The following is a 16354-nucleotide window of genomic DNA, read 5'->3' on the forward strand; positions in this document are numbered from 1 at the left end:
CGGCGGCTTCTGGCTGGGAACGGGGGGCGATAGTGTGCCACGCGCCCCGCGCGTCCCGGCCTGCCGGCCGGGCCTCAGCGGCAGTAGGCGCGGACCGCGGCTTCCGACAGGGCCAGCTGGTCGGCGCGTTCGCTGCCGGCGAGTTCGCGCGGCTTGCCGTCGGCGCCGAGCTGCTGCACCGCGCCTTCGCCCTTGAGCGCGGCGACGTTGGTCCGGGCGAGTTCGCACTGGGTGGTGTCGCCACCTGCGTTCGCGGTGCTCGCTGCGGGCGTGGCCGTGGGTGCGGCGGCCGCTGCAGGCGTGACCGGCGTGGGCGACGCGGCGTTGCCGTGCACGTTGCGCACTTCGAAACGCGTGCCCGCGGGCGGCGGTGTCTGCGAGTAATGGGTGACGCCGCGCGCGTCCTTCCAGCTGTAGACCTCGCTGGCGGCGAGTGGCGCGGCGGCGATGAGCAATGCAAGGGCGGTCACGAAAGTGCGGCGCATGGCGGTCCCCGGCAGGTGCTCGAATGTGGCGGCGATTGCAGCACTCCGGGGCCGCAGGCGCAACCGCTGTCGCCGACCGGCCCGAAGCAGGCGCTACACTGGCCCGCATGAGCCAACCCGACCCGACCCCGCGCCGCGGCCGCGGCATCTACCTGCTGCCGAACCTCTTCACCACCGGCGGCCTGTTCGCGGGATTCTTCGCGATCATCGCCGCATCGCAGGGCCGCTTCAGCGCCGCCTGCATCGCGATCTTCGTCGCCGCGGTGCTCGATGGCATCGACGGCCGGGTCGCACGCCTGACCAATACCCAGAGCGAGTTCGGCGTGCAGTACGACTCGCTGGCCGACCTGATCAGTTTCGGTCTGGCGCCGGCGCTGGTGATGTACCACTGGTCGCTGATGGCGATGCGCCTCGACGGCACCACGCTCGGCAAGATCGGCTGGCTCGGCGCGTTTCTCTATGCTGCCTGCGCGGCGTTGCGACTGGCGCGGTTCAACAGCCAGGTCGCGACGGTCGACAAGCGCTATTTCGTCGGACTGGCGAGTCCGGCGGCGGCAGGTCTGATGGCGAGTTTCGTCTGGACCTGCCACGAACTCGATTTCACCGGCGACGCACTGCGTTACGTCGCGCTCGCGGTCACCGTAGTCTGCGGCCTGCTGATGGTCAGCCGCATCCGCTACACCAGCTTCAAGGGCAGCGGCACCGGACCGAAGGCCGACCGCGTGCCGTTCGTGGCGCTGGTCGTCGCGGTCGGCCTGCTGATCGCGATGTGGGTGGATCCGCCCAAGACCCTGCTGATAGCCGCGGTGCTGTATGCACTTTCGGGTCCGACGCTGTGGCTGTGGCGGCGCCGCGGAGGCGCGGAGGCCGCCTCGTGACCTGGGATGCGCTGCAGATCGCGGCGCTCGATGCGCTGGGTCACGACCGCTATCGCGTGCAGGTGCCCGGCCAGGTGTTGCCGGACGATCCGCTGGTCGATCCCTTGCTGCGCGCTGCCGGCCTGAGTCGCGAAGGCGACGGCGCGTTCGCATTTGTGCGCAGCCTCGGCGCACTCTCGGAGCTGCGTTCGGCGTCGGCGAAACGTGCCCTGTGGCCGCGTCTGCGCCAGTTGCGCCGTCATGGCGGCTGAGCCCGACACGCGGTCGATGCCCGATGCCGCCGCTGCGGCGCGCGACTGGTCGCTGCGTCCGATGCGCGCGACCGATGTCGACGCGGTGATGGAAATCGAATTGCGCGCTTATCCGTTTCCGTGGACGCGCGGCATCTTCGACGACTGCCTGCGCGCGGCATATCCGGCGTGGGTGCTGCATGTCGATCGGCGACTCGCCGGTTACGGTGTATTGAGCGTCGCAGCCGGCGAAGCGCATGTGCTCAACGTCTGCGTAGATCCGGAGCTGCAGGGCCGTGGCCACGGCCGTCGCCTGTTCCGCGCGCTGGTCGATCTCGCCCAGCAGCACGACGCGCAGCGCGTGTTTCTCGAAGTGCGACCGTCGAATCCGAATGCGGTCGCGCTGTATTACGACGAAGGTTTCAACGAAATCGGCCGGCGGCCGCGTTACTACCCCGCGCACAACGGCCGCGAGGACGCGATCGTCATGGCCCGCGAACTGTTCGGCGCGGACTGAAACCGCCGCCGCGTTGCATCCGGCGCGCGCTGCGCGCCCCGACCGGAGAGCCGCCATGGGCGAACACACCCGCATCGACAACGAGAAACGCATCGCGCTGCTGATCGATGCCGACAATGCGCCGGCGGCGAAGATCGACGTGATCCTCGCCGAGGTCGCACGCCACGGCGTCGCCAACGTGCGCCGGGCCTACGGCAACTGGAAGAGCCCGCATCTCGGCAGCTGGGAGAAAGTGCTGCACGAATATGCGATCCGCCCGATCCAGCAGTTCGCCTACAGCACCGGCAAGAACGCATCCGACATGGCGATGGTCATCGACGCGATGGACCTGATGTATGCGCGCAATCTCGACGGTTTCGCGATCGTATCCAGCGATGCGGATTTCACGCCGCTGGTGATGCGTCTGCTGACTGAAGGCATGAAGGTGTACGGCTTTGGTGAAAGCAAGACGCCGCTGGCGTTTCGAAGTGCGTGTTCCCGCTTCACCTATTTGGAGGCCCTGGGTTCCGAAGCCGAAGCGGAACAGGCGTCGAATCTTGCTCCGGCTGGGGCATCTGCCCAGCCGACGCGGAAAAGCCGTGCCGAGATGCGTCAGGACACTCGGCTGGTGCAGATGCTGCGCACCGCGGTGTCATCTGCTGCAGAAGGCGATGACGGCTGGGCCAATCTGTCTGCCGTCGGCAGTCAGATCGGCAATCAGGCCTCTTTTGATTCGCGCAACTATGGGTACGCGAAGCTCAGTGGCCTGGTCACGGAGATCGCTTTGTTCGAAATGCGCAAGGATGGAAAGACGTTCTACGTGCGGACTGCGCCTCCGAGAACTGTCGCAAAAAAGACGACGAAATCAGCCGCGAAGAAATCGCCAGGGCCGCAGACATAGCGTTGACGAACAGCGTCTGCGCTTCCGCGTTCCCGAATTCTCAGTCCTAGTACAGATCGACCGGATCCACATCCAGCGACCAGCGCGCACGGCGCGCTTCGGGCAGGGCGTAGATCAGCGGCAGGGCTGCATCGAGGATCGCGTGCAGGCGCGGACGCTGGTCGGTGGCGATCAGCAATTGCGCGCGATACACGCCTGCGCGGCGCGGCATCGGTGCGACTACCGGGCCATCGAGCAACAGTGTCGGCATGCCGGCGGCGTCGCGGCCGGCATGCGGCGCGAGCACGCGGCGCGCGGCCTGCAGGAATGCCATCGGCGGTTCGGCCTGCTGCGATTCGGCGCGCAATAGTGCGAGCGGTGCGAACGGCGGAAATCCCGCAGCTTCGCGTTGCATCAGTTCTTCCGCGGCGAAGGCGTGATAACCGCCCTGGATCAGCGTCAGCAGCAGCGGATGTTCGGGGTGGTGCGTCTGCAGCAAGACCTGGCCGGCTTTCTCGGCGCGCCCGGCGCGTCCGGCGACCTGGATCAGCAGTTGCGCGAGTTTCTCGCCGGCGCGGAAGTCAGCCGAAAACAGGCCTTCGTCGATGCCGACCACGCACACCAGCGTGAGATTCGGCAGGTCGTGGCCCTTGGCCAGCATCTGCGTGCCGATCAGGATGCCCGGCTGACTGCCGAGTTCGCCCAGAAGATTTTCGAGCGCATCGCGACGACGCGTGCTGCCGCGGTCGATGCGCAGCACCGGCACATCATTGAAGCGCGCGGCCAGGAGTTCCTCGATGCGTTCGGTGCCCACGCCCTGCGGCTGCAGACCGAGACTCGCGCAATCCGGACACGCCAGCGGCGCGCTCGCGCGATGGCCGCAGTGATGACATTGCAGGCGACGTCCGCCGGCGTGCACGGTCATCGGATGCGGGCGGTCGGGCGTGCTGCAGCGCGGGCAGTGCGCGCTCCAGCCGCAGTCGTGGCACAGCAGCACCGGCGCATAGCCGCGGCGGTTCTTGAACACCAGCACCTGTCCGCCGGCGGCGAGCGCGGCGGAGATCGCGGCGAACATTTCCGGTGACAGGCCGGCCTCGAGCGGGCGCTTGCGCACATCGAGCACGCGCACCGTCGGTGGCTTCGCCGCGCCCGCGCGATGGGTCAGGCGCAGATGCGCGTAGCGGCCGGAGACGGCGTTCTGCAGCGATTCCAGCGACGGCGTCGCGCTGCCCAGCAGCACCGGCACGTCGAGCGCCTTGGCGCGTACCAGCGCGAAATCGCGCGCATGGTAGCGGATGCCGTCCTGCTGCTTGTAGCTGCCGTCGTGTTCCTCGTCGACGACGATGAGCCCGGCATCGGGCAGCGGCACGAACACCGCCGAGCGGGTGCCGACGACGACGCGCGCCTCGCCGCGCGCCGCAGCCGCCCAGACGCGTGCGCGTTCGCCATCGCCCAGGCCCGAGTGCAGGGCATGAACCGGCACGCCCAGGCGGGCGCGGAAGCGCGCCAGCGTCTGCGGGGTCAGGCCGATCTCCGGCACCAGCACCAGCGCCTGTCGCCCGCGCGACAGGCAGTCGGCGATCGCCTGCAGGTAGACCTCGGTCTTGCCGCTGCCGGTCACGCCATCGAGCAGCAGCGCGGCGAAGCCGGTGCACGCGGCGACCGCATCGACCGCCTGCTGCTGTTCGTCGTGCAGGACGGGCCCGCGCTGGGGCGTGGGCGCGAGTTGCGAGGCCGGTATCGCGAAACGTTCGGCCAGTCCGCGGCCGGCCAGCGTGCGCGCGGCGGCGCGCCAGCCGTCCATCGCCAGATCCAGCGCGTCCTCGTCCCTCGGCGTCGGCGCGAGCACGGCGGCCAGGCGCTGCGGGCGACCGCCGGCTTTGAGTCCGGCCAGCGCGGTCTGGCCGGCTTCGGTCAGCCGCCAGGCCCAGGCGTGGGTGTCGGGCAGCGCCTCGCCGCGACGCAGGGCGGCGGGCAGGGCCGTCGCCAGCACCTCGCCCAGCGGCGCGTGGGTGTAACGGGCCAGCCAGCGCAGCGAGGCGGCGAGCTCGCCGTGCAGTAGCGGGGCGTCATCGAGCCATTCGATCGCCTCGCGCAGCGCCTGCGCGGGATCGTCAGGCGCGCCGACGCCGGCGACGACCCCGACCAGTTCCCGCGGGCCGAACGGCACCCGGACCCGGCGTCCGACATCGTCCGGCCCGACTGTGGCACCGGCCGGCGCGCAATAGTCGAACAGGCGCGGCAGCGGCACCGGCAGGGCGACCTGGAGGACGGAAACGGCGGCGTTCGGATCTGGCACCTGCAAATTCTATCGGCTCGACCGGTCGCTTCCCTCATTTGCGCGCTCAACCTCGCTTGACTTGTACGTTGTGGCTGCAAGTGCCGGAAAGAAAAGGGATTGCCGCTTATCCACATGATCTGTGGATAAGCCTGTGCATACACCGCTTCGAACACGACGTTATGCGGTATTCAGTGGGGTAAAGGATGTGTTGGACAAAAAAGTGCCATATGGGTAATTAATATTAAAATCAATCACTTGACCGTGAAACATTGTTGTCATGCAGCATCGTCATGTGGTCATCTTCAGCTGGATGACAGCGTTGTGAACCCTGTGAACAACCACTTGCGCGCGTCGGCGCCTGTGGAACGTTTGCGCGACGGTCTGTCAAGGCTTGGGCCACGGCGGCGGATGGCTATGATGCGCGGTCGCACACGCCGGCCCCGATGACCACGCCTCCCCAGTCAGCTCCACCCGGAATGTCCTCCGCCGTCGCCGCGTTCCTGCGCGGCGTGGAGCGGCGCGCGGCCGCGTTCGCGCAGTGGCAGAGCGGTGATATCGAAACCGGCGATGCCGCGCTGGCCGCCGCGATGACCGATTTCGGCCAACTGGCGACCAATACCCCGTTCCCCGACTGGCCGCGCCGGTTCTGGGCCCAGCTGCTGGCAGCGCCGGCGCTGCGCGCGCCCGCGGTGCTGCCCGACGACGCCGACGGCTTGCCCGCACTGGCCGGGCTATCCGGCGGTCCGCGGGTGACGGTGCTGCTGCGGATGGTGGCCGGCCTGCCCGAACACGAAGCGGCCGCGGTGCTCGGCGTGACCCGGGCCACGTATCGACTCGGTCTGCAGCGCGCCCTGCCGCACCGCGAGGACGGCAGTCCCGATCCCGACGCCTGGCGTCGCATCGCCGAGGCCGCGCAGGCGGCGATCCGCGCGCTGCCGCCCGACCGTCTGGCGCGCCTGGCCGGCTTGCGCGAGGCCGCGCTGCGCGGCCAGGTGCCGCCGCTGCGCCGGTTCCCGCTGCAGCGTGCCGTCGTTGCGCCGCCGCCGGCCGAAGCCGTGCCGCCGTCGGTCCGGACCCGTGCCCGCTGGCTGTGGCCCGCGCAGGCGATCGTCCTGGTGGCGATGCTCGCCGCGCTGGCCTGGACCTGGCGCGACGCCTGGCCGGGCGGCGGTCTCGATGACGACACGACGATCCGGATCGAAGCGCTGCCGGACGCGCAGTCGCCGGCATCGACTTACGACGACGAGGTCGCGCTGCTGACCGCGCCCGACTTCGAGCTGCTGACCGAATCGGAGGCCGCGGACTGGCGCGAGGACCCCGCGTTCTACGCGTGGTTGTCCACGCAGATCGAAACCCCGACCGACGACACCCGCGACGCCCATCTCGACGATGTGCCGGACGCCGCCGACGGTATGGAGACCACCGATGCCGATCTCTGAGCGCATGCGGCGTCGCGCCGGTGTCGCGTTGCTGCTGCTCGCCGCGCCGCTCGCGCAGGCCGCGTTGCCGGCCGCATTGAAGGCCGACACGCTGCCGGCCGCCGAGCGCGCGCAACTCGAAGCCCGCGCCGCGCGCCTCGCGCAAATGAGCCCGGCCGATCGCGATGCGCTGAAGGCGCGTCTGGCGGCGTGGCAGATCCTGCCGGCCAGCGAACGTGCGCGGCGGCGGATCGCCTGGCAGGCGGCCGACGCCCTGCCGCATGCCGAGCGCATGCAGCTGCAGCAGGCGGCCACGCATTTCGAGACGCTGCCCGAGTCCGAGCAGCGCGAACTGCGGCTGGCGTTCGAGCAACTCGATCTGAGCCTGCGCCGCGGCTGGCTGCTGGGCCCGGTGCTCGGCGCCGACTGGCCGCGTCTGCATCCGCTGTTCTCGGCGATGCCCGAAGACCAGCGCGGTCCGGTGCTGCTCGCGCTGCGCGCGACCTCGCTGCAGGCGCGCGACGACCTGGCCGCGCTGGCCCAGCGCACACCGCCGCAGGAGCGCGACGCGCTGCGCGCGCAATGGCTGGCGGTGCCGGCCGACACGCGCGATGCCTGGCTGCGTGCGCGGGTGTCCGGGACGCCCTGACGGCGTTTCGAACGCGACGCTACAACGCGTACAGCGCGTAGCCCGCCATCGGAATCGCGACGCTGAGAAACAGCGCGAAGTAGGCCATGCCGATGATCGCGAACTTGACCAGCGTCCACGGCCACGACTGGCCGTAGACGCGCTTCTGCATCAGCAGCAGATAGACCGGCATCGCCCACAGCAGCAGGATCTGCGCGAAGCCGAGAATGCCCGTCGACCACGCCGCGTGTGTCGCCAGCCAGGGCGATGCGAGCGCGCCGCACAGCACCAGCAACAACGCCAGCATCAGCGCCGCATGGCTGTAGAGGCCGACGACGACGTGCTCGAGATAGAGCCGGCCGCGGAACAGGTAGAGCAGCTTCAGCAGCACCGCGAACAGCGGCACCAGGATGAAGAGCGCGGTGGGCGCGACGCCGAACAGGGCGCGCACGAAGATCTGCGGATCGTTGTTGAACCGTTCGATGTTGCGCTCGATGCGTTCGCCGATCGGACCGCCGATGGTCGGCGGGCCGGACATCGGCATGTCGACGTCGTCGGACGCGGGCGTCGCCGCGGCCTGTGTGTCACCGGCTGCCGCACTGTCTGCGGATACCGCATCCATGCCGGTCAGCGCCGTACCTTCGGGCGCGAGTGCCGCGATCCGCGTGTCCGCATGCGCGCGCACTTCCGCGGCGGCGATGTCCAGTTGCGGTGACACGCCCGGCAATGCGCCGACGGTGCGGCGGGTCTCGGCGATGCCGGCCAGCGCGTCGTCGCGCATCGTCCGCACCTCGTCGACGGTCCGCGCCTGCGCGAACTCGGTGGCGACATCGTCGGTGCGCACCATCTGGCCCGGCTGGACATCCTGCATCGCGTCCTGGACCACGAACTTCGCAACGAAGAACGTCAGCAGCGTCAGGATCACGAACAGCCGCATCGGCGCGACATAGCGCACGCGATGGCCGCCGAGATAGCGGTTGGCGATGCGGCCGGGCACGAACAGGTCGCGCAGCGTCCGGAAGATGCGGCCGTCGAGATGCCAGAACGATTCGAAGACTTCCTCTACCGCGTGGGCGACGTTGCGCACCGGGCTGTGCGTGGACTGGCCGCAGGCGTGGCAGAAGTCGCCCTGCAGCGGCGTGCCGCAGTTCTCGCAGGCGGACTGGTGCGCGTCATCGGACGGCAGCGGCGGCAGGGCGGCGTGGGACATGCGCGGACGGATTCCTGGCAAGGCCGCAGCGGCGCGGCCGCGGACACGGAAAAAAGGCGGGGCGTGGGGCGCCGCGCGTGTCGCTCCCCTGCGCGGCGTGCCGGTAGAATGCGGTCCTTCGCGCCCCGGTGCCAGCGCACGCATCCGTCGTACGCGCGGCCGCAGTCGCAGAGCCGTTCCCATGTCTTCCGCAATCACGCCGCCGCCCTTCGGTCACGAGGTGCGGCGCACCGCCGTTCTGGCGGCTCCGCTGGTCGCCGGCCACGTCGCCACCGGCCTGATCGGCTTCGTCGATTCCGTCATCGCCGGCCACCACGGCACCGCCACGCTGGCCGGCGTCGCGGTGGGCACGGCGATCTTCTGGCTGCCGCTGATGGTGCCGATGGGCACGCTGATGGCGGTGCCGCCGTCGGTGTCGCAGCTCGACGGCGAAGGCCGCCATGCCGAGGTCGGCCCCCTGTTCCGGCAGGCGCTGTGGCTGGCGGCGGGTCTGGGCCTGGCGCTGTTCGGGCTGCTGACCGCGCTGGCCGCCGCGTTGGGTCCGTTCGGCATCGCGCCGGACATCGTGCCCGGCGCCACCGCGTTCCTGCACGGCATCCGCTGGGGCGTGCCGGCGCTGACGCTGTATTTCTGCATGCGCTACCTCAGCGACGGCCTGCACTGGACGCTGCCGACGATGGTCTTCGGCTTCGGCGGTCTCGCCGTGCTGGTGCCGATGGGCTACGCGCTCGCGTTCGGCTGGGGGCCGTTTCCGGAGGGCGGCGCCGGCGGGCTGGGCGTCGCGTCCGCGATCATGATGTGGATGCAGTCGATCGCATTCGCGTTGTATCTGGCGCTGTCGAAGCGATTCGCGCGCTACCAGCTGTTCACCCGGTTCGATCCGCCGCGCTGGCCGGAGATCCGCGCGCTGCTGCGTACCGGTCTGCCGATCGGCGTGACGGTGACGATGGAGGGCAGCCTGTTCGTCGTGACCGCGCTGCTGATCGGCCGGCTCGGCGAGATCGAGGCCGCCGCGCACCAGATCGCGATCAACGTCGCCGCGCTGTGTTTCATGGTGCCGTTTGGTCTGGCCGAAGCGACCACCGTGCGGGTGGGCAATGCGATCGGCCGCGGCCTCGGCAGCGCCGGCGTGCGCCGGGCGGGCTTTGCCGGTCTGGCGCTGGTGCTGATGACGCAGACGGTCTCGGGCGTGCTGCTCCTGCTGGGGCACGACCACGTAGTGCGCATCTACACCGAGGACGCCGCGGTCGCCGCACTTGCCGGCTCGCTGCTGCTCTACGCCGCCGCGTTCCAGTTTCCCGACGGCATCCAGGCGCTGTCGGCCGGCGCGCTGCGCGGGCTCAAGGACACGCGCGTGCCGATGTTCCTCGCCGCGGCTGCGTACTGGGGCGTGGGCATGGCGCTCGGCGCGACGCTCGGTCTGGGACTGGGCTGGGGCCCGAAGGGCATGTGGATCGGCCTGATCGCCGGTCTGACCGTCGCCGCCGTGCTGCTGGGCACCCGCTTCCTGCGCAGCAGCTGGCGCGTGCCCGCGCCGACCGTGGACCCGACGGCACAGTGACGACCGGCGCATGCATTGGCCTGCCGCGCCCGGTAGGCTGCGTGCTGGGATGGACCTTGGCCGCACCGCTGCCGGCGGCCACGACCCGCGAATTCTTCTGATGGAGCCGTTTTACGCATGAGTACTGTGCAGCCACGCGCGCCGCTGACGCGCTTCATTGTCGGCATCTGGGACGGGATGAATTTCATCCGCCGGTTGATCCTCAATTTCCTGTTCTTCGGCCTGTTGTTCCTGGTCGCACTGCTGATCCTGATCGCGATCGTCAGCGGCGGCTCGCGGCAGTCGCCGCTGCTCGAGCGCACCACGCTGGTCATCGCGCCGGAAGGCGCGCTGGTCGAGCAGTACAAATCCGATCCCTTCATGCGCGCGCTGGCCGAGAACAGCGGCAGTGGCGTCGGCGAAGTACAGCTGCGTGACGTGCTGCGCGCGCTGGACGCGGCGAAGACCGAAGACCGCATCGAGCGCGTGCTGCTGCGCACCGACCGCATGACGTTCTCCGGTTACGCGTCGATGCGCGAAGTGGCGGAAGCCATCAGCGAAGTGCGCGCGGCCGGCAAGCAGGTCGTCGCGTTTGGCGAGTATTTCGGCCAGCAGCAGTATCTGCTCGCCGCGCAGGCCGACGAGGTCTACCTCGATCCCGAAGGCGGCATGATGCTCGAAGGCCTGGCCGGCTATCGCCAGTACTACCGCGAGGCGCTGGCCGACAAGCTCGGCGTCGACGTGCACCTGTTCAAGGTCGGCGAATACAAGTCGGCGGCCGAGCCCTACATCCTCGACGGCGCATCGCCGGAGTCGAAGGAAGCCGACCTGTACTGGATGAACGACATCTGGCAGCGGCACATCGCCGACATCGCCAAGGTGCGCGGCACCACGCCCGAAGCGCTCAATGCCGGCGTCGACACGCTGCCGCAGGGCATCGCCGCGGCGCAGGGCGATCTGGCGCAGTACGCGCTGTCGCAGAAGTTCGTCGACGGCCTGAAGACGCGTGGCGAAGTCGAAGACCTGCTCATCGAGCGCGGCGTCGCCGACGAGGATGCCGAGGGCGGGTTCCGCCAGGTGTCGATGCGCGATTTCCTCGCGCACGTGTCGCCGGCCAGCTCGGCCGCGGACCGTCGCGACCAGGTCGCGGTGGTCGTCGCCGAAGGCGGCATCACCGGTGGCGAGCAGCCCCCGGGCACGATCGGTGGCGAGTCGACCTCGGCCCTGCTGCGCGAGGCGCTCGACGACGAGCACGTGAAGTCGGTCGTGCTGCGCGTGGATTCGGGCGGCGGCGAAGTGTTCGCCTCCGAACAGATCCGTCGCGAGGTCGATGCACTCAAGGCCGCCGGCAAGCCGGTGGTGGTGTCGATGGGCGACGTCGCCGCATCGGGTGGCTACTGGATCAGCATGAACGCCGATCGCATCTACGCCGATGCGTCGACGATCACCGGTTCGATCGGCATCTTCGCGCTGGTGCCGACCTTCCCGCGCACGCTGGAGAAGATCGGCGTGCGCACCGACGGCGTCGGCACGACGCGCTTCGCCGGCGCGTTCGATCTGACCCGCGAGATGCAGCCCGAAGCCGGCCAGGCGATCCAGGCGATCATCGATCGCGGCTACGCCAACTTCATCGGCAAGGTCGGCGAAGCGCGTGGCCGCAGCAGCGAAGAGATCGACACCGTCGCGCGGGGTCGTGTGTGGAGCGGCACCCAGGCACTCGATCGCGGTCTGGTCGACGAACTCGGCGGTCTGCGCACGGCGATTGCCAAGGCGGCCGAACTCGGCGGGCTGGAAGAAGGCAAGTGGCGCACGCGTTACGTCGAGAAGACCGCCACGCCATTCGGTCGCTTCCTGACCGGCTTCGTCAGCGGCCGTCTCGGTGGCGCACTGGTCGGCCACAGCGACATCGCACGTGGCCTGCTGGCCCGCGCGGTGCCGCGTGCCGAACAGGACCTGCAGCTGCTCGAAAGCGTGATCACCCCGCAGCCGGGTCGTCCGGTCAAGGCGGTCGCGTACTGCTTCTGCGAACTCTGAGTCCGCGCGGCTTCTGAAACGCAAACGGCCCGCCATTGGCGGGCCGTTTCTTTTGCGGGATCGCGATTGCGGTCAGCGGCGCACGTCGAGCCGGCCGCTGTCGACGAGCGCGGTCACATCGCTCTCGCTCACCAGATTGAAGTCGCCCGGCACGCTGTGCTTCAGCCGTGCCGCCGCAAGACCGAACGCGAGCGTGCGCGCGTCGTCCAGGCCCGACAGCACGCCGTGCAGCACACCGGCAGCGAACGCGTCACCGCCGCCGATGCGATCGACGATGTCGTCGACGGGCAGGGCGTCGATACGCTGCACGCCCCCATCGCGACGCACCAGCAACGCGCCGAGCGCGTGGCGGTCGACGCTGTGCACCACGCGCTGCGTGCACGCGATGCGCTGCAGATGCGGGAACGCGGAAAACGCGCGTGCGGATGCCTGCAGGGTGCGTTCGGCGCTGGCGTATTCGCCGGTCCCGGACGTCTCCACGCCGAGCACGAGATCGATGTCGCGGTGATCGATGAAGGCGATGTCGGCTTCTGCCAGCAGGCCGCGCAGCAATGGCGCCGGCGTGTCGTTCCAGGTGGCCCACAGCTTCGGACGGAAATTGCCGTCGAACGAGACCGTCGTGCCGCGGGCGCGCGCGGCGCCCACCGCCGCCAGTGCCGCGTCGGCCGCATTCGGCCCGACCGCCGGTGTCACGCCCGAGACGTGCAGGCAGTCGATGCCGTCGAGCAGGGCCGGCCAGTCGTAGGTCTCCGGCGCTGCGCGTGCGAAGACCGAATCGGCGCGGTCGTAGACCACGTCGCTGGGCCGAAGTCCGGCGCCGGCGGCGAAGAAATACAGGCCCATGCGGCCCGGCGTGCGGATGACCCGCGAGACATCCACGCCGTGCCGGCGCAGTTCGCCCAATGCGCCATCGCCCAGCGCATTCGCCGCGACCGTACCGGCCAGCGCGGTGTCGTGGCCGAAGCGTGCGAGCGACACCGCGACATTGGTTTCCGCGCCACCAACATGCACGTCGAGATGTCGCGATTGCAGCAGGAATTCGCGCCCTGGAGCGCCTAGGCGCAGCAACAGCTCGCCAAAACAGAGAATACGTTTGCCCATCGCGGCAGTGCCTTTCGATCGGGCCCGGTGGGGAGCGGGCGTGTGGATGTGGCGGCGCAACATGCTTTGCAGAATCGCGTCTGCTAGCGTTTGGCCCGCGGTGTCATTCCGGCACCGGCGAACACCATAACAAGCGCGTCCATGCAGTCAAGACGCGCCGAGACCGCTTCGCACCCTGGGAGGGGAACGACATGACGCAGTTGTTCGGTACGAAAAAGACACCGGTTACCTTGCTGGCCGCGGGCATTGCATTCGCGCTGCAGGCGGTGGCCATGCCCGCTTTTGCGCAGACTGCTGATACGACCGCCGACGACGGCGTCGAAGAGACCGCCACCGCCGGTGACGCCACCCAGATGGAGGTCGTGCGCGTCACCGGTTACCGCGCCAGCGTCGAGAAGGCGCTCGACATCAAGCGCGGCGAAGCAGGTGTGGTGGATGCGATCGTCGCCGAGGACATCGGCAAGTTCCCGGATCTCAATCTGGCCGAATCGCTGCAGCGCATCCCTGGCGTGGTGATCGCGCGCGACGCCGGCGAGGGCCGCCAGATCACCGTCCGCGGTCTCGGCCCGGACTTCACCCGCGTGCGCATCAACGGCATGGAAGCGCTGACCACCGTCGGCGCGTCCGACCAGAGCGGCGGTTCCAACCGCGGCCGCGGCTTCGACTTCAACGTGTTCGCATCCGACCTGTTTTCGCAGCTGATCGTGCGCAAGACCGCGTCGGCCGATGTCGAAGAAGGTTCGCTCGGTGCGACCGTCGATCTGCGCACCGCGCGCCCGTTCGACTACGACGGTCTGACCATCGTCGGCAGCGGCCAGGCCAGTTTCAACGACATGGCCAACAAGGCCGATCCGCGCGTCGCCGGCCTCATCGCCAACACCTGGGCGGACGGGAAGTTCGGCGCGCTGCTGTCGGTCGCCTACAGCGAGCGCCAGGCGCTCGAGGAAGGCAGTGGCACGGGTCGCTGGGCCAATGGTCCGAGCAATGCAAACTTCAATGCGGCATCGCCGTTCGCAGCCGCACGCGGTGCGAACGTGTTCCATCCGCGCTTTCCGCGTTACACGCTGATGGAGCATGACCAGAAGCGCACCGGCGTCACCGCGTCGCTGCAGTTCAAGCCCACCGACCGCACAGAGTTCTCGCTCGATGGCCTGTACTCGAAGATCGATGCGATCCGCGACGAGAAGTACATCGAAGCGATTTCTTTCAGTCGTGGCAACGCGCCTGCCAGTAACCTGTATCCAGTTCCGGCTCTCAACCCGCTCACCGGCAAGCCGCAGACGATCGTCCGGGACGGCGTGATCGACGGCAACGGTGCGCTGGTCTACGGTCTGTTCGACAACGTGGACATTCGTTCCGAGAACCGTCACGACGAGTGGAACACGGTCTTCAAGCAGCTGACCCTCGACGGCAAGTTCGATGTCACCGACGACTTCACGCTGTCCGGCAAGGTCGGTACCTCGAGCTCCGTGCACGAGAATCCGATCCAGACCACGATCATCATGGACAAGTACAACGTCGACAATTACAGCTACGACTATCGCGGTGATCCCTACAAGCCGGTGCTGAACTACGGCATCGATCCGCTGGATCCGAATGGCTGGACGCTCGCCGAGATCCGTCTGCGTCCGCAGTACGTCGAGAACGAGTTCGACACCGCGCAAGTGGATTTCAACTGGAACATCAGCCCGGGCTTCCGCCTCAAGGGCGGTCTGCAGGCCAAGGACTACTCGTTCTCCACGCGCGAACTGCGCCGCAGCTCGGAAGTCAGCGTGCCGCGCTTCCCCGATGGCAGCTTCATCGTGCCGTCGGATCTGACCAGCCAGGCGTCGTTGAGCGGCATCGATGGGTCGCCGGGTCGTTGGGTCATTCCGAGCTACGAGCGTATCGCCGACTTCTTCGACATCTACAGCAACACCGGCACGTTCGCCGTGCTCGACCGGCCGGTGAACAACCGCAGCGTCGAGGAAGAAGATCGCGGCGCATACCTGCAGGGCGAGTTCTCGAACGATCTCGGTTCGATTCCGTTCTCCGGCAACTTCGGCGTGCGCTACGTGCGCACCAAGCAGAGCTCGACCGGCACGGCTACGGTGACCGGCACGGCGGTCGCATCCACGGTGTCGCGCGAGTACAGCGACACGCTGCCGTCGATGAATCTCGTGGCCGAGATCGCGCCGGACTTCCTGGTCCGCTTCGGCGCGGCGCGGGTCATGTCGCGTCCGACATTGGGTTCGCTGACGCCGGGTGTGACAGTGAGCGTGAGCGGCGGCGCCCGTACCGTCAGTGGCGGCAATCCCGCGCTGGATCCGGTGCGCGCCGACACCGCCGACCTCGGTTTCGAGTGGTATTTCGACGAAGGCGCGATGGTCGGTCTGGGGCTGTTCTACAAGGACCTGAAGACCACGATCCAGAACTCGCGCGAAATCCGCAGCTATGCGTCGAGCGGTCTGCCGGCCAGCCTGCTCGACGGTACCGGCGCAAGCGTCAATGACGATTTCGCGTTCACCGTGCCGCTCAACACGCCTGGTGGTCCGCTGAAGGGCTTCGAAGCGAATTACGTGCAGCCGTTTACGTTCCTGTCCGGCGTCTGGAGTGATTTCGGCGTCCAGCTCAACTACACCTACGTCGATACCGAGATCCAGTATCTGACCTCGACAGGTGCCAACTCGTTGCGCACGTCGCTGCTGGGCTCGTCCAAGACGTCCTGGAACGCGACACTGTTCTACGAAGGCCAGAGCTTCTCGGGCCGTATCTCGGCGACCAACCGCGACGACTATCTGATCGCGGTGCCGGGCGTCGAGCAGGGTTTCACCGAGGATGTGCACGGCCAGAACGGCACGACGGTGCTCGACGCCTCGTTGCGCTACAAGATCAGCGAGCAGATCGAACTGAGTCTGGAAGGCATTAATCTGACCAACAAGCCGTCTGAAACCTGGGTCGGTGCCGGCTCGCGTCTGCCACTGGATTTCAGCGAGACCGGCCGTCAATACCTGCTGGGCCTGCGCTACAAGTTCTGATCGATCCTTGCGACGCACGAAAAGGCCGGAGCGGCGACGCTCCGGCCTTTTGCGTTCTGGAGTGCGCGTCGCAAAACAACCGCGAAATACGGCTGGAAACGCGGCTCTTACATCATGGATTCGCTGCCGTCTTGTTGCGTTGCAAGATGCCGCTCA

Annotated in this window: 13 protein-coding genes; 9 read left to right on the forward strand and 4 right to left on the reverse strand. The window is 68.4% G+C overall.

Translation table 11 applies throughout. The annotated features are described in order from the left end of the window. Nucleotides 1–74: 74 nt before the first annotated feature. Nucleotides 75–485 (reverse strand): DUF4124 domain-containing protein, encoded by a 411-nt coding sequence (locus LU699_RS12060; protein WP_232137910.1) that lies wholly within the window; start codon nt 483–485, stop codon nt 75–77. Between the two features lie 107 nt (nt 486–592). Between LU699_RS12060 and pssA the strand changes: the two genes are divergently transcribed. The 4 genes from pssA to LU699_RS12080 are packed head-to-tail and all read left to right on the forward strand — an operon-like array spanning nt 593 to nt 2990. Further along, complete coding sequence (pssA, locus tag LU699_RS12065) at nt 593–1363, forward strand: CDP-diacylglycerol--serine O-phosphatidyltransferase (protein WP_232137909.1); 771 nt, start codon at nt 593–595, stop codon at nt 1361–1363. Continuing rightward, on the forward strand, nt 1360–1614 hold the full coding sequence (locus LU699_RS12070) for a hypothetical protein (protein WP_232137908.1): 255 nt from the start codon (nt 1360–1362) through the stop codon (nt 1612–1614). Before pssA ends, LU699_RS12070 begins: the two co-directional genes overlap by 4 nt. 16 nt (nt 1615–1630) lie before the next feature. Then, nucleotides 1631–2110: a ribosomal protein S18-alanine N-acetyltransferase gene (gene rimI, locus LU699_RS12075; protein ID WP_232580181.1), complete on the forward strand. Its 480-nt coding sequence runs from the start codon at nt 1631–1633 to the stop codon at nt 2108–2110. Nucleotides 2111–2165: 55 nt separating this feature from the next. After that, nucleotides 2166–2990 carry an NYN domain-containing protein gene (locus LU699_RS12080; RefSeq protein ID WP_232137906.1) on the forward strand — a complete coding sequence of 275 codons (825 nt, stop codon included), beginning with the start codon at nt 2166–2168 and terminating at the stop codon, nt 2988–2990. A 46-nt stretch (nt 2991–3036) separates the two neighbouring features. Here the strand turns inward: LU699_RS12080 and LU699_RS12085 are convergent, their stop codons facing one another. Continuing rightward, nucleotides 3037–5268, reverse strand: coding sequence for a primosomal protein N' (locus tag LU699_RS12085; protein WP_232137904.1), 2232 nt, complete (start codon nt 5266–5268; stop codon nt 3037–3039). A gap of 458 nt (nt 5269–5726) precedes the next feature. On the opposite strand from LU699_RS12085, the gene LU699_RS12090 reads away from it, so the two are divergent. Next, nucleotides 5727–6689, forward strand: a complete 963-nt coding sequence (locus tag LU699_RS12090; protein WP_232137903.1) for a hypothetical protein — start codon at nt 5727–5729, stop codon at nt 6687–6689. Continuing rightward, nucleotides 6676–7317: a DUF3106 domain-containing protein gene (locus LU699_RS12095; protein ID WP_232137901.1), complete on the forward strand. Its 642-nt coding sequence runs from the start codon at nt 6676–6678 to the stop codon at nt 7315–7317. Before LU699_RS12090 ends, LU699_RS12095 begins: the two co-directional genes overlap by 14 nt. A 19-nt stretch (nt 7318–7336) precedes the next feature. On the opposite strand, the gene LU699_RS12100 is transcribed toward LU699_RS12095, so the two are convergent. Then, the gene (locus tag LU699_RS12100; RefSeq protein ID WP_232580182.1) at nt 7337–8506 is read right to left on the reverse strand and encodes a DUF3667 domain-containing protein; all 1170 of its coding nucleotides are present in this window, start codon (nt 8504–8506) and stop codon (nt 7337–7339) included. A 181-nt stretch (nt 8507–8687) separates the two neighbouring features. Between LU699_RS12100 and LU699_RS12105 the strand changes: the two genes are divergently transcribed. Together LU699_RS12105 and sppA are read left to right on the forward strand one after the other, a co-directional pair. Then, entirely contained in the window at nt 8688–10067 is a 1380-nt protein-coding gene (locus LU699_RS12105) for an MATE family efflux transporter (protein ID WP_232137899.1), read from the forward strand. 117 nt (nt 10068–10184) lie between these two features. After that, on the forward strand, nt 10185–12080 hold the full coding sequence (sppA, locus tag LU699_RS12110) for a signal peptide peptidase SppA (protein ID WP_232580183.1): 1896 nt from the start codon (nt 10185–10187) through the stop codon (nt 12078–12080). A gap of 72 nt (nt 12081–12152) precedes the next feature. Here sppA and LU699_RS12115 read toward each other — a convergent pair whose 3' ends face one another. After that, on the reverse strand, nt 12153–13181 hold the full coding sequence (locus tag LU699_RS12115; protein ID WP_232137889.1) for a sugar kinase: 1029 nt from the start codon (nt 13179–13181) through the stop codon (nt 12153–12155). 353 nt (nt 13182–13534) lie between these two features. Between LU699_RS12115 and LU699_RS12120 the strand changes: the two genes are divergently transcribed. After that, entirely contained in the window at nt 13535–16198 is a 2664-nt protein-coding gene (locus tag LU699_RS12120; RefSeq protein WP_425491235.1) for a TonB-dependent receptor, read from the forward strand. Nucleotides 16199–16354 lie beyond the last annotated feature (156 nt).

The sequence above is a fragment of the Luteimonas fraxinea genome (genome assembly GCF_021233355.1).
Taxonomy (GTDB): Bacteria; Pseudomonadota; Gammaproteobacteria; order Xanthomonadales; family Xanthomonadaceae; genus Luteimonas; species Luteimonas fraxinea.